The organism is Streptomyces sp. NPDC058579, assembly GCF_042718575.1.
GTDB lineage: Bacteria > Actinomycetota > Actinomycetes > Streptomycetales > Streptomycetaceae > Streptomyces.
Window position 1 is genome coordinate 165,886 of sequence record NZ_JBHXPI010000012.1, and the last position, 13,868, is coordinate 179,753.

At 71.0% G+C, this 13,868-nt stretch carries 11 protein-coding genes; all 11 read right to left on the reverse strand.

All coding sequences use genetic code 11. From position 1 onward, the window contains the following. Window positions 1-115: 115 nt before the first annotated feature. On the reverse strand, window positions 116-835 hold the full coding sequence (locus tag ACFWRO_RS17520) for a YggS family pyridoxal phosphate-dependent enzyme (protein ID WP_384510865.1): 720 nt from the start codon (window positions 833-835) through the stop codon (window positions 116-118). Next, complete coding sequence (pgeF, locus tag ACFWRO_RS17525) at window positions 832-1,566, reverse strand: peptidoglycan editing factor PgeF (protein ID WP_384510867.1); 735 nt, start codon at window positions 1,564-1,566, stop codon at window positions 832-834. The genes ACFWRO_RS17520 and pgeF overlap by 4 nt, the downstream gene beginning before the upstream one ends. Continuing rightward, window positions 1,563-2,774 carry a cell division protein FtsZ gene (gene ftsZ / locus ACFWRO_RS17530; protein WP_384510870.1) on the reverse strand — a complete coding sequence of 404 codons (1,212 nt, stop codon included), beginning with the start codon at window positions 2,772-2,774 and terminating at the stop codon, window positions 1,563-1,565. Before ftsZ ends, pgeF begins: the two co-directional genes overlap by 4 nt. A 277-nt stretch (window positions 2,775-3,051) precedes the next feature. Further along, window positions 3,052-3,855: a cell division protein FtsQ/DivIB gene (locus ACFWRO_RS17535; RefSeq protein WP_384510873.1), complete on the reverse strand. Its 804-nt coding sequence runs from the start codon at window positions 3,853-3,855 to the stop codon at window positions 3,052-3,054. 39 nt (window positions 3,856-3,894) lie between these two features. Next, complete coding sequence (gene murG / locus ACFWRO_RS17540) at window positions 3,895-4,986, reverse strand: undecaprenyldiphospho-muramoylpentapeptide beta-N-acetylglucosaminyltransferase (protein WP_384510875.1); 1,092 nt, start codon at window positions 4,984-4,986, stop codon at window positions 3,895-3,897. Between the two features lie 6 nt (window positions 4,987-4,992). After that, window positions 4,993-6,333 (reverse strand): putative lipid II flippase FtsW, encoded by a 1,341-nt coding sequence (gene ftsW / locus ACFWRO_RS17545; RefSeq protein ID WP_384510877.1) that lies wholly within the window; start codon window positions 6,331-6,333, stop codon window positions 4,993-4,995. Window positions 6,334-6,387: 54 nt separating this feature from the next. Next, window positions 6,388-7,815, reverse strand: coding sequence for a UDP-N-acetylmuramoyl-L-alanine--D-glutamate ligase (murD, locus tag ACFWRO_RS17550; protein WP_384510880.1), 1,428 nt, complete (start codon window positions 7,813-7,815; stop codon window positions 6,388-6,390). Beyond that, entirely contained in the window at window positions 7,797-8,867 is a 1,071-nt protein-coding gene (gene mraY / locus ACFWRO_RS17555; protein ID WP_384510882.1) for a phospho-N-acetylmuramoyl-pentapeptide-transferase, read from the reverse strand. The genes murD and mraY overlap by 19 nt, the downstream gene beginning before the upstream one ends. Further along, a complete protein-coding gene (gene murF, locus ACFWRO_RS17560) occupies window positions 8,864-10,288 on the reverse strand; it encodes a UDP-N-acetylmuramoyl-tripeptide--D-alanyl-D-alanine ligase (RefSeq protein ID WP_384510885.1) in 1,425 nt (474 codons plus the stop codon). Before murF ends, mraY begins: the two co-directional genes overlap by 4 nt. Window positions 10,289-10,291: 3 nt before the next feature. After that, the gene (locus tag ACFWRO_RS17565; protein WP_384510888.1) at window positions 10,292-11,941 is read right to left on the reverse strand and encodes a UDP-N-acetylmuramoyl-L-alanyl-D-glutamate--2,6-diaminopimelate ligase; all 1,650 of its coding nucleotides are present in this window, start codon (window positions 11,939-11,941) and stop codon (window positions 10,292-10,294) included. A gap of 16 nt (window positions 11,942-11,957) precedes the next feature. Continuing rightward, the coding region (locus ACFWRO_RS17570; protein WP_384510891.1) for a peptidoglycan D,D-transpeptidase FtsI family protein at window positions 11,958-13,868 on the reverse strand (1,911 nt) is incomplete at its 5' end.

Below are 13,868 nucleotides of genomic sequence, written 5' to 3' on the forward strand. Positions count from 1 at the left end.
TCCGCTCTGTGGTGGATCGGCCTCGTCGCCAAGTGCCCGTGATCCACGCGGTCCACCCCCACCGACCGGCGGGAATGACCATATTTTCTGCTGTGGTCCGACTTGCTTCGCGACGTTACCCGAGCCTGGGGCGGACACCCAGTACCGCCGTACCGATGCGCACATGTGTCGCTCCGGCAGCCACGGCGTCCTCAAGGTCCGCACTCATTCCCGCGGACACCATGTTCGCAGCCGGGCGGGTCGTGCGCAGGAGAGTCGACAAATCCATCAGGCGGTCGAACGCCGCACGTTGGCGCCCCGCGTAGGGCCCCGCGAGCGGCGCGACGGTCATCAGCCCGTCCAGTCTGAGCCCGGGCGCCGCCGCCACGGCGGCGGCCAACTCCTCGATGCCGTCGGGTGCGACGCCACCGCGCTCGCCCCGCGCCCCCGACTCGGCGTCGAGCGCGACCTGGACGAGACAGCCCAGTTCACGACCGGTCTTCCCGGCCGAGGCCGAGAGGGCGGTGACGAGCTTCAAGCGGTCGACAGACTGCACGACATCCGCATAACTCGTCACAGAACGGACCTTGTTGGTCTGCAACTGGCCGACGAAGTGCCAGCGGAGGTCCAGATCCGCGCAGGCCGCGGCCTTGGGGGCGGCGTCCTGGTCGCGGTTCTCCGCCACGTCCCGCACCCCGAGTTCGTGCAGGATGCGCACATCGCTCGCGGGGTAGGTCTTCGTGACCACGATCAGGGTCACTTCGGATCGCTTGCGCCCGGCGGCGGCGCAGGCTGCGGAGATTCGTTCCTCCACCTGCGCCAGGTTCTCGGCGAGTTCCGTCTTACGGTCCGTCATTTCCGTTCCAACCAGACATATCCCGCGAGTCGCCCTGTGGTGCGATCGCGGCGGTACGAGAAGTGGTCGCCCGATTCGAGGGTGCAGACCTCACTGGCCCGCCGGTCCTTGATCCCGAGCCGCTCCAACTGCGCGTGGACCCCGGCGGTGACGTCGACGGCGGGGGTCCCCCAGCTCGTCTCGGCGAAGGCGGCCGGTTCGACCGCGGCCACATCGGCCCGCATGGCCTCCGGGACCTCGTAGCAGCGCCCGCAGACCGCGGGGCCGGTACGGGCGGTGATCCGGGCCGGTTCGGCGCCCAGTTCGATCATGGCCTTCACCGTGGCCGGTACGACCCCGGCGACCATCCCGGGCCGCCCCGCGTGGGCCGCGGCGACGACCCCGGCCACCGGGTCCGCGAGGAGCACCGGGGTGCAGTCGGCGGTCAGGACGGCGAGGGCGAGTCCGCGCCGGGCGGTGACGATCGCGTCGACCTCCGGAACCGGCCGGTCACCCCAGGGCCCTTCGACCACCGCGACATCGGGGCCGTGCACCTGGTTCATCCAGACGACCTGCCCGGGGTCGATCCCGAGCTCCCCGGCGGCCCGCGCCCGGTTGGTCCGGACGGCCTCGGGGTCGTCCCCCACCGCGCCGCCGAGGTTGAGCTCCTCGTACGGAACGGCGCTCACCCCGCCCCACCTGTCGGTGAAGGCGAAGTGCGCGCCGCTCACGGGTTCGAGCCGGTCTATCACTTCAAGAAGTCCGGGACATCCAGCTCTTCGGCCTGGGTGTCCGGGTACGGGCGGGCCGTCGGGACCACCGGCGGGGTGACCGGCGGCAGCGAGCTCTCGGCCGAGGCGACCGGGGCCGGCTCGGCGGGGGCGGACGGCTCGTCGCGCGGGGCGACGGTGCCGAGGCCGCCGAGCGGGCGCTCGGTGGCGCGGGGCGCCGGGGCCGGCTCCTCCCGCTTGACCGAGGCCGAGCTGAGGATGTTGTCCCGGCGGGTCGGCGGCTGGCCGCCGTCGAAGCCGGCCGCGATGACCGTGACCCGTACCTCGTCGCCCAGCGCGTCGTCGATGACGGCGCCGAAGATGATGTTGGCCTCGGGGTGGGCCGCCTCGGCCACCAGCTGCGCGGCCTCGTTGATCTCGAAGAGACCGAGGTCCGAGCCGCCGGAGATGGAGAGCAGGACGCCCCGGGCGCCGTCGATGGAGGCCTCCAGGAGCGGCGAGGAGATCGCCATCTCGGCCGCCGCCACCGCGCGGTCGTCGCCGCGGGCGGAGCCGATCCCCATGAGGGCCGAACCGGCCTCGGACATGACCGACTTGACGTCGGCGAAGTCGAGGTTGATCAGACCGGGGGTGGTGATGAGATCGGTGATGCCCTGCACACCGCTCAGCAGCACCTGGTCGGCCGACTTGAAGGCGTCGAGCACGGAGACCTGACGGTCCGAGATCGAGAGCAGCCGGTCGTTCGGGATGACGATGAGGGTGTCGACCTCTTCGCGGAGCTCGGCGATGCCGTCCTCCGCCTGGTTGGCCCGACGGCGTCCCTCGAAGGTGAACGGCCGGGTGACCACACCGATCGTCAGGGCGCCGAGCGAGCGCGCGATGTTGGCCACGACGGGTGCGCCGCCGGTGCCGGTGCCGCCACCTTCGCCGGCGGTGACGAAGACCATGTCGGCCCCCTTGAGGACCTCCTCGATCTCCTCACGGTGGTCCTCTGCCGCCTTGCGACCGACTGCCGGGTTGGCCCCGGCCCCGAGGCCGCGGGTGAGTTCACGGCCGACGTCGAGCTTGACGTCGGCGTCGCTCATCAACAGCGCTTGCGCGTCGGTGTTGATCGCGATGAACTCGACGCCCTTGAGACCGACCTCGATCATTCGGTTGATGGCATTGACACCACCGCCGCCGACACCGATGACCTTGATGACTGCGAGGTAGTTCTGCGGTGCTGCCACGTCGAAGGCCTCTCGCCTCGAGTTACATGCCGCCGCTTCGCGGTAGTCGCGCTGCGACGACGGATGCCGATTGGGACGGTCCGAAACGCCGACCCAAACCCTAACGTTGAAGTTTAGGGTTACCAGTGTCTCTGTTCGCTGGACTCTTCCGAACAGGACACTAAGTCGACAAGTGGCGCACGTTCAACGAACACGCCGAACCTCCCGTTTTTCTTTTCACCCTATGTGATCACCCATGTCGCTGGCCAACCAGGGCACTGGCCAGGCGGTATGCGCGTCAACTCCCCGACGCGGCGGGGGCCGTGGGGGCGCTTACATCGAAGTGCCCCGCTTTGGGCACCGCCTTCATCAGAGTGGTCAGGACCCGCGCCTTGACGGCACCGTCCTCGCCGCTGCCCCAGAAGACCGTGCGGCCGCCGCTGAGCTCCAGGGTGATGGAGTCGTACGAAGTGACGCCGACGACACGAGTGTCCCGGGCGATTTTCTCGGGGAGTTCGCCCGTCACGCCCACGGCCTCGCGCAGCAGCCGGTCCTCGTCGAAGCGGCGCAGGCTCGGCGCGGAGCCGGCTTTCAGGAGGAGCTTCGGCACGCCCGAGGGGACTTTGTCCACGGTGGCGAAACGCGTTCCGACAGAGTCCACTTCAATGAACTTTCCGCCCTTTTCCACCACAAGGACGGGCTGGCGTTCCGTCACTTTCAGCCCGATTCCATGCGGCCAGGACCGAAAGACCTCGACCGTGTCGATTCGGGGCAGTTTCCGCAGCAGTCGCGCCTCGATGGCGTCGGTGTCGACCGAGACGAGCGGGGACCCGATCGGTACGGCGGCGACCTCCTCCACCTCACGGGGTGTCAGAACCCGTGTGCCGGAGGTCGACACCCGCTCCACCCGCAGCCAGCTGGAGCCGAAGAGCGCCCAGATGCCGCCGGCCACGACCAGGACGAGGCCGAGCGCGATCAGCAGCAGGCGCGCGCCAGGCGCCCGGAATCCCTCATTCCGGGCGCCTGGACGGGAGGAGTCCGGTTCCGACGACCCCTTCGGCTCGCGTGTGCCACGCTTTTCCGCTGTCGTCGGTCCCGACACGTGCCCTGCCTCCTGTGCTGTGCGGGCACGGCCCGCCGCCTACGAGCGCCGCGCGGCGATCGCCTCGTACACCATGCCGACGAGCAGGTCGTCGGCGTCCCGGCGGCCGAACTCGGCGGCGGCGCGGGACATCTCGTACAAGCGGTGCGGATCGGCCAGTACGGGCAGGACGTTGCCCTGCACCCACTGCGGCGACAGCTCCGCGTCGTCGACGAGCAGTCCGCCGCCCGCCTTGACCACCGGCTGGGCGTTGAGCCGCTGTTCGCCGTTGCCGATCGGCAGCGGGACGTACGCGGCGGGCAGCCCGACGGCCGAGAGCTCGGCGACGGTCATCGCGCCCGCGCGGCAGAGCATCATGTCCGCCGCCGCATACGCGAGGTCCATCCGGTCCACGTACGGTACCGGGACGTACGGCGGCATCCCCGGCATGTTGTCGACACGCGGCACCTCGTTCTTCGGGCCGACCGCGTGCAGGATCTGGATGCCCGAGCGCTGGAGCACCGGGGCGATCTGCTGGATGACCTCGTTGAGGCGCCGGGCGCCCTGCGAGCCGCCCGAGACGAGCAGCGTCGGCAGGTTCGGGTCGAGGCCGAAGGCGGCGCGCGCCTCGGGCCGGACCCGGGCCCGGTCGAGGGTGGCGATCGTGTGCCGCAGCGGGATGCCGATGTAACGGGCGTTGCGGAGCTTGGAGTCCGGGGTGGCGACGCCGACCCCGGCCGCGTACCGCGAGCCGATCTTGTTGGCCAGGCCCGGCCGGGCGTTGGCCTCGTGGACCACGATCGGCACCCCGAGGCGCTTGGCCGCCAGGTAGCCGGGCAGCGCCACGTAGCCGCCGAAGCCGACCACGCAGTCCGCCTTGGTGCGCTCCAGGATCTGCTCGGCCGCCTTGATGGTGCCGCGCAGCCGTCCGGGGACGGTGATCAGCTCAGGGGTGGGCTTGCGCGGCAGCGGCACGGCGGGAATGAGCGCCAGCTCGTAACCCCGCTCGGGCACGAGCCGGGTCTCCAGACCCTTCTCCGTCCCGAGCGCCGTGATCCCCACGCTCGGGTCCTGCCTGCGCAGGGCGTCCGCGAGGGCGAGCGCGGGCTCGATGTGGCCGGCGGTCCCCCCACCGGCGAGTACGACATGCACCGAAATTCACCGCTCTCCGGACGGACGCTTCTTGACGCGCCGTCGCATCGACTTCCATCTCATCCCGGTCCGCTTGCCCCAACCGGGGCGCCGCATGGCCAGGGCCGCTTTCGCGGCGGGATCCTGTCGCGCGAAGGCGATGAGGAGCCCGACGGCGAACATGGTCGGCAGCAGGGCCGACCCCCCGTAGGAGAACAGCGGGAGCGGGACACCGGCGATCGGCAGCAGACCGAGCACCGCACCCATGTTGATCACGGCCTGCGCCGTGATCCAGGTGGTCACACCTCCCGCGGCGTACCTCACGAAGGGGTCCTCCGTGCGTCCGGCCACGCGGATACCCGCATAGCCTAGAGCCGCGAACAGGGCGAGTACCGACAGCGTCCCCGCCAGCCCCAGTTCCTCCCCGGTGACGGCGAAGATGAAGTCGGTGTGCGCTTCGGGTAGTTGGCCCCATTTTTCCACACTGGCGCCCAGTCCGGAACCGAACCATCCGCCCGAGGCCAGAGCATAGATGCCGTGGGCCGCCTGGAGGCAGGGCGCACCCTCTCCCCCGGGGTCGGTGGCGCCGATGCAGGCGAAGCGCTTCAGCCGGTTGTCGCTGGTCCTGATCAGCAGGAAGCCGATCGTCCCGGCGACGGCGAGCACGCCGACGAAGAGCCGGGTGGGCGCGCCCGCGGTCCACAGCAGGCCGAAGAGGATCGCGGCGAGCACGATCGCCGTTCCCATGTCGCCGCCGAGCATGATGAGGCCGAGCAGCAGGAACGTTCCGGGTACCAGCGGGACCAGCATGTGCTTCCACTGGGTGAGCAGTTTCATGTCCTGCTTGCGGGCCAGCAGGTCCGCGCCCCACAGGATGAGCGCCAGTTTGCCGAACTCGCTGGGCTGGAGCATGAACGGTCCGCCCAGCGAGATCCAGTTCTGGTTGCCGCCGACGGCCTTCCCTATCCCGGGGATCTGCACGAGCACCATCAGGAAGACCGCGCCGACCAGGATCGGGTACGCGAGCGCCCGGTGCAGCTTCACCGGCATCCGGGAGGCGACCAGGAGCAGCACGGCGCCGAGGACCGCTGCGAAGAACTGCTTGCGGAAGAAGTACGAGGGCACCAGGTCGTAGCGGAGCGCCGTGATCATCGAGGCGCTGTAGACCATCACCAGGCCGAGCGTGGTGACGAGCAGCGCGGCGCCGAGGATGACGTAGTACGCGGTGAGCGGCCGGTCCCAGGCCCGCCGCGCCTGCTCGTACATCCGCCGCACGCCGGCGGCGCGGGGTGGGCGCGGTGGAGCGGGCGCGCGGCCTCCGCCGCGGACGGCGGAGGGCCGGCGGGTCCCGGCGGTTCTGCTCGGCATGGTCGCTGTCCCCTCCAGTCGTGCCCGGCGTCGCCGGACCTCCTTGCCCGCAGGTCAGACGCGACCGGTGGCGGCGAGGGCGCGGACGGCGTCCGCGAAGGCCTCGCCCCGCTTGTTGTAGTTGGTGAACATGTCCATCGAGGCGCAGGCCGGGGCCAGCAGGACGGTGTCGCCCGGCTGCGCGAGTCGCGCCGCCTCCTGGACCGCCTCGGACATCGCCCCAGTGTCGGTCCGCTCGAGGTCCACGACCGGGACCTCGGGGGCGTGTCGCGCCAGGGCTTCGCGGATCAGCGCGCGGTCGGCGCCGATCAGGACGACCCCGCGCAGCCGCTGCGCCGACCTGGACACGATCTCGTCGAAGGTGGCGCCCTTGGCGAGGCCGCCGGCGATCCAGACGATCGGGTCGTAGGCCGCCAACGAGGCTTCCGCGGCGTGGGTGTTGGTGGCCTTGGAGTCGTCGACGTAGACGACGCCCTGGATCTCCTCGACCAGCTCGATGCGGTGCGGGTCGGGCCGGAAGGCCCGCAGTCCGTCCCGTACGGCCTTCGGTTCGACGCCGAAGGCGCGGGCGAGGGCGGCGGCGGCGAGCGCGTTGGCGATGTTGTGCGGGGCGGGCGGCTGGACGTCCGCGACGTCGGCGAGCTCCTGGGCCTGCTTCTGCCGGTTCTCGACGAAGGCCCGGTCGACGAGGATGTCCTCGACGACGCCGAGCTGGCTCGGGCCCGGGGTGCCGAGGGTGAAGCCGATCGCGCGGCAGCCCTCCTCGACGTCGGCCTCGCGGACCAGGTCCTCGGTGGCCTTGTCTCCGACGTTGTAGACGCAGGCGACGGTGTTGCCCTCGTAGATCCGGCCCTTGTCGGCGGCGTACGCCTCCATGGAGCCGTGCCAGTCGAGGTGGTCGGGCGCCAGGTTGAGCACGGCGGCCGAGTGGGCGCGCAGGCTCGGGGCCCAGTGGAGCTGGTAGCTGGAGAGTTCGACGGCGAGGACGTCGTACGTCTCCTCGCCGAGCACGGCGTCGAGGAGCGAGACGCCGATGTTCCCGACGGCGGCGGTACGCAGCCCGGCGGCCTCCAGGATCGAGGCGAGCATCCGGACGGTCGTGGTCTTGCCGTTGGTGCCGGTGACGGCGAGCCAGGGAGCGGCATCGGGGCCACGCAGGCGCCAGGCCAGTTCCACGTCGCCCCAGACCTCCACGCCCGCCTGGGCGGCGGCCGCGAAGAGCGGCTTGTCGGGCCGCCAGCCGGGGGTGGTGACGACCAGCTCGGTGCCCTCGGGCAAGGTGTCGCCGTCGCCGAGGCGGACGGTGATCCCCTCGGCCCGCAGCTCCTCGGCCTGCGCCCGGGAGCGCTCGTCGTCGCCGTCGTTGACGACGGTCACGACGGCGCCGAGGCCGTGCAGGACGCGGGCGGCCGGGATCCCGGAGACCCCGAGACCCGCGACGGTGACCCTCTTGCCGTTCCAGCTCACTTTTCGGAAGCCCATCCCGCGTAGAAGAGGCCCAGGCCCACGATCACGCACATGCCCTGGATGATCCAGAACCGGACGACGACCAGGACTTCCGACCACCCCTTGAGTTCGAAGTGGTGCTGGAGCGGGGCCATCCGGAAGACGCGCTTGCCGGTCATCTTGAACGAGCCGACCTGGATGACCACCGACATGGTGATCAGCACGAACAGGCCGCCGAGCAGGGCGAGCAGCAGCTCGGTACGGGAGCAGATCGCGAGGCCGGCGAGCGCGCCGCCGAGGGCCAGCGAGCCGGTGTCACCCATGAAGATCTTGGCCGGCGAGGTGTTCCACCACAGGAAGCCGAAGCAGGCACCCATGAGGGCGGAGGCGACGACCGCGAGGTCGAGCGGGTCGCGGACCTCGAAGCAGGCGTTGGGGTTGGTCAGGGTGACCGCGTTGGCGCAGGACTCCTGGAACTGCCACAGGCCGATGAACGTGTACGCGCCGAAGACCATCACCGACGCGCCGGTGGCCAGGCCGTCCAGACCGTCCGTCAGGTTCACGCCGTTGGACATGGCCAGGATCATGAAGAGCGCCCAGACCACGAACAGCACCGGCCCGATGGCCCACCCGAAGTCGGTGATGAAGGAGAGCTTCGTGGAGGCCGGGGTGAGCCCGCGCAGGTCCGCGAACTGCAGCGAGAGCACGGCGAAGGCGATGCCGACGATCAGCTGGCCGGCCATCTTCGCCTTGGCCCGCAGACCGAGCGAACGCTGCTTGACGATCTTGATGTAGTCGTCGAGGAAGCCGACGAGACCCATGCCGGCCATCAGGAAGAGGACGAGGACGCCCGAGTACGTCGGGTCCTCACCGGTGATGACCTTCGCGAGGGCGTACGCGATGATCGTGGCCAGGATGAAGGAGATACCGCCCATGGTGGGCGTGCCCTTCTTCCCGGCGTGGCCGCGCGGGCCGTCGTCGCGGATGAACTGCCCGTACCCCTTGCGGGCAAGGAGCTTGATGAGCAGCGGAGTGCCGATCAGGGTCAGGAAGAGCCCGATGGCGCCCGCGAAGAGGATCTGCCTCATCGGCCCGTGACCTCGCTCTCGGAGTCGAGGAGGGCCAGGGCGACCTGCTCCAGACCGACCGACCTGGACGCCTTCACAAGGACGACATCCCCCGGGCGCAACTCACTGCGCAACAGGTCGACCGCCGCCTGCGCGTCGGACACGTGCACCGACTCCTCACCCCACGAACCCTCGTTATATGCGCCCAGTTGCAACCAGGACGCTTCCCTGTCCCCGACCGCGACGAGCTTGCTGACGTTGAGCCGGACGGCCAGCCGTCCGACCGCGTCGTGCTCGGCGAGCGATGCGTCCCCGAGCTCGGCCATCTTGCCGAGCACCGCCCACGTACGGCCCCCCTGGGCCTGTGCGGCCCGGCCCATGGCCGCGAGCGCGCGCAGAGCGGCTCGCATGGACTCGGGGTTCGCGTTGTAGGCGTCGTTGACGATCGTCACGCCGTCCGGACGCTCGGTGACCTCCATGCGCCAGCGCGACAGGGTGCCCGCCTCGGAGAGCGCGGTGGCGATCTCCTCCACGGGCATGCCCAGCTCATGGGCGACGGCGGCCGCGGCGAGCGCGTTCGACACGTGGTGCTCACCGTACAGGCGCAAGGTCACGTCACTGCACCCGGTGGGTGTGTGAAGCAGGAATGAGGGCTGTCCGGCAGCTGTGAGGCGGACGTTCTCGGCACGTACGACCGCTTCGTCCGACTCTCCGAACAGCGTCACGCGCGCGTGGGTCCGTGCGGCCATGGCGCGGACGAGCGGGTCGTCGGCGTTGAGGACCGCCACGCCGCCATTGTCGGCGGGCGGCAGCGCCTCGACGAGTTCGCCCTTCGCCTGGGCGATCTGCTCGCGGCCGCCGAACTCGCCGATGTGGGCGGTGCCCACGTTGAGGACGAGTCCGATCCGCGGCGGGGTCAATCCGGTGAGGTAGCGGATGTGACCGATGCCGCGGGCGCCCATTTCCAGGACCAGGTGCTGGGTGTCGTCGCTCGCGCGCAGCGCCGTCAGCGGCAGCCCGATCTCGTTGTTGAGCGAGCCGGGCGTCCAGACGGTGGGCGCGTGGCGCTGGAGGACCTGGGCGATCAGGTCCTTGGTGGAGGTCTTGCCGGCCGAGCCGGTCAGCGCGACGACATCGGTGCCGAGGCGTTCGACGACGGCGCGGGCGAGCGCGCCGAGCGCCGCCTGGACGTCGTCCACGACGATCGCGGGCACACCGACGGGGCGGGCGGCCAGCACGGCTGCCGCGCCCGCCTCGACGGCGCGGGCCGCGTAGTCGTGGCCGTCGACCTGTTCGCCGGCGAAGGCGGCGAACAGGCTGCCGGGCTTCACCTCACGGGAGTCGATGACGACGGGACCGGTGATCCGGACGGCCGGATCCGGTATGTCGTACGACTGCCCGCCGACGATTTCGGCGATCTCGGCGAGGGAGAGGGCGATCACAACTTATCCCTGACTGTTCTTGAGGCTGCGTTCAATCGCTTCGTGCAGGACCTGGCGGTCGTCGAAGGGGCGGACCACCCCGGCGATGTCCTGGCCCTGCTCGTGGCCCTTGCCGGCGACGAGCACGGTGTCGCCCGACTGCGCGCGGGCCACGACCGCCGCGATGGCGGAGGCCCGGTCGGCGTCGACCAGGACGTCGCCGCGCTCGTGGGCGGGCACCTCTGCGGCGCCCGCGAGCATCGCGGCCAGGATCGCGAGGGGGTCCTCGGAGCGGGGGTTGTCGGAGGTCAGTACGGCGGTGTCGGCGAGGCGCGCCGCGGCGGCGCCCATCGGTCCGCGCTTGGTGGTGTCCCGGTCGCCGCCGCAGCCGAGGACGATGTGCAGCTTGCCCTCGGTGACCTTGCGAAGCGAGCGCAGGACCGATTCGACGGCGTCCGTCTTGTGGGCGTAGTCGACGACCGCGAGGTACGGCTGGCCGGCGTCGACGCGCTCCAGGCGGCCCGGGACGCCGGGCACGGCGGCGATGCCGTCGGCGGCGGTCTGCGGGTCGATCCCGGCGACGGCCAGGGTGACGATCGCGGCCAGGGTGTTGGCGACGTTGAACGGGCCGGGCAGCGGGGCGGCGGCGGAGAGCCGCTCGCCCTCGGGGCCGACGACGGTGAACGTGGAGCCGTGGGAGCCGATCTCGACGGACTCGGCGCGCCAGTCGGCGTCCGGGTGGCCCTCGGCGGAGAAGGTGACGACGGGGACGCCGGACTCCGTGGAGAGCCTGCGGCCGTACGCGTCGTCGAGGTTCACCACGCCCCGCTTGCTGCGCTCGGGCGTGAACAGCCGCGCCTTGGCCTGGAAGTAGTCCTCCATGTCGGAGTGGAACTCCATGTGCTCCGGGCTGAGGTTGTTGAAGACGGCGACGTCGAAGACACAGCCGTCGACCCGGCCGAGCACGAGCGCGTGGCTGGAGACCTCCATGGCGACCGCCTCGACACCGCGTTCGCGCATGACGGCGAAGAGGGCCTGGAGGTCGGTGGCCTCGGGGGTCGTACGTTCGGACTTGATGCGCTCGTCGCCGATCCGCATCTCGACCGTGCCGATGAGGCCGCTCTTGCGCCCGGCCGCCTTGAGGCCGCCCTCCACCAGGTAGGCGGTGGTGGTCTTGCCGGAGGTGCCGGTGATGCCGATCTGGAGGAGGTCCTCACCCGGCCGGCCGTAGATCTCGGCGGCGAGCTCGCCCATCCGGCCGCGCGGGTTCTCCACGACCAGGACCGGCAGGCCGGTCGCGGCGGCGCGGTCGGCGCCCGCCGGGTCGGTGAGGATCGCGGCGGCGCCGAGACCGGCGGCCTGGGCGGCGAAGTCGGCGCCGTGCAACCGGGCTCCGGGGAGGGCCGCGTAGACGTCGCCCGGGCGTACCGCCCGCGAGTCGTGGGTGATGCCCGTGACGTCCGGGTCGCCGGGCGTCTCGATTCCGAGCCGTGCGGCCAGGTCGCCCAGGGGTGTCGGGCGGGCCTGCTCCGGGCGGGGCGGGGTGGTTCGGTACTGATCAGCGTGTGGCACGGCGGTGAGCGTACCGGGCCCACCCGCCGCGGGGCCAAAAGAGGCCCGGGCGTCGACGGAGTTCGATTTCCGGTTCCCGGAATCGGGGGTGATCGTGCTCACTGGTGCTCCCGGGGTGTCACTCGCTGTCCTTGAACGTGACCGGCAGTCGGGCGGGCTCGCTGCCGGTGGGGGCCACATGGAGCGTCTTGAGGGCGAACTCCATGACCTTCTTGTAGATGGGGCCGCAGATCTGGCCGCCGAAGTAGCTGCCCTTGGTGGGGTTCTGGATGGCGCAGTAGACCGTGATCTGCGGGTCGTCGGCGGGCGCGAAGCCGGCGAAGGAGGCGGTGTACCCCTTGTAGCCGCCGACCTCGGGGTCGACGCGGTTGGCGGTACCGGTCTTGCCCGCGACCCGGTAGCCGGGGATCCGGGCCTTGGTGCCGGTGCCCTCCCGGTCGTCGACCACGGACTCCAGCATCCGCGCGAGGGTCTTGGCGGTCTTCTCGCTGACCACCCGGGACTGCTCGGGGGCGGGCGCCGGGGTGAACCGGCCGTCGGGCCCCTTGGTGCCGCGGACGAGGGTGGGCTCGATCCGTACGCCTCCGTTGGCGATGGTCGAGTAGACCGAGGTGGCCTGCATGGCGCTGACCGAGAGGCCCTGGCCGAAGGGGATCGTGTACTGCTGCGAGGTCGACCAGTCCTGCGGCTTGGCGAGGATGCCCGGGGTCTCTCCGGGGTAGCCGAGCCCGGTGGGGCTGCCCATGCCGAACTTGCGCAGGTAGGAGTGGAGGACCTGGTTGGCCTCGGCCTGGGTCTTGCCGAGCTGGCCGGTGGCCAGGATCGTGCCGATGTTGCTGGACTTGGCGAGGACCCCGTTGAGGGTCAGGTACCAGGTCGGGTGGTCGATGTCGTCCTCGAAGAGCCGGTCGCCGCGGTGCAGCCGGTTGGGGACGACGACGTGCGTGTCGGGGGTGGCCGCGCCCTCCTCCAGGACGGCGGCCATGGACATGACCTTGCTGGTGGAGCCGGGCTCGTAGGCGTCCTGGAGGGCCGCGTTGCCCATCGCGGTGGCGTTGGCCGCGGAGAGGTCGTTGGGGTCGAAGCCGGGGGCGTTGGCCATGGCCAGGACCTCGCCGGTCCTCGTGTTCTGCACTATCACGTAGCCGCGGTCGGCCTTGGACTTCCGTACCTGCTCGGTGATGGCCTGCTGGGCGGCCCACTGGATGTCCCGGTCGATGGTCAGCTCGATGTCGGAGCCGGGCACGGCCGGGGTGCCCTGGGAGCCCGCGGTGGGCACCTGGCGCCCGCCGGACTGGGCGAACCTGATCTTGCCGTCCTCGCCCGCCAGCTCCTTGTCGAGCTGGGACTCCAGGCCGCCCGCGCCCCGGCCCTCGGCGTTGACGTAACCCAGTATCCCGGCGGCCAGCTCCCCGTTGGGGTACACGCGCTTGGTGCTGGGCTCGCTGAGGATCCCGCCGAGCAGGTTGATCCCGTTGCCGCCCGCGGAGGCCTTCGCCTTCTCCCCGTAGACCTTCTTGAGGTCCTTGATCTGGTTCCAGACCTGGGGGGTCTGCTTGCGGGCGAGCAGGGTGTAGCGGGACTTGGGGGTACGGAGCTTCTTGGCGAGGTCCTCGGGGTTCTTGCCCAGGAGCGGCGCGAGGAGCGCGGCGGCCTGCTCGGGGGCGTCCCTGACCTTGCTCTGCTCGGGGGTGAAGAGCTTGGGGTCGGCGGTGATGTCGTACGCGTCGACGCTGGAGGCGAGCGCGATGCCCGAGCGGTCGGTGATCTCGCCCCGCTCGGCGGAGAGCGTGTACTCCTGGAAGCGGTGCGCCTCGGCCTTGGCGGCCAGCACGGAGGCGTCGACGGCCTGCACCTGGAGCAGCCGGACGACGAAGGCCAGCATGACGAGGGTCAGGCCCAGGGAGACGAGCCGCAGCCGGGGCTTGGGGCTGCCGAGACGGATGGTGCGTACCTTCCGCGCCGGGGGACGGGGCGCGGGCCTGCGCGGGGCGCCGGAGCGGGCGGCGGCGGCCGGACGTGCGGCGGC

Bases quoted from the DNA above. Each gene is read 5' to 3' on its own strand.
- ACFWRO_RS17520 (WP_384510865.1), bottom strand. From the start codon at position 835: ATGACGGACCGTAAGACGGAACTCGCCGAGAACCTGGCGCAGGTGGAG.
- ftsW (WP_384510877.1), bottom strand. From the start codon at position 6,333: ATGCCGAGCAGAACCGCCGGGACCCGCCGGCCCTCCGCCGTCCGCGGC.
- murD (WP_384510880.1), bottom strand. From the start codon at position 7,815: ATGGGCTTCCGAAAAGTGAGCTGGAACGGCAAGAGGGTCACCGTCGCG.
- mraY (WP_384510882.1), bottom strand. From the start codon at position 8,867: ATGAGGCAGATCCTCTTCGCGGGCGCCATCGGGCTCTTCCTGACCCTG.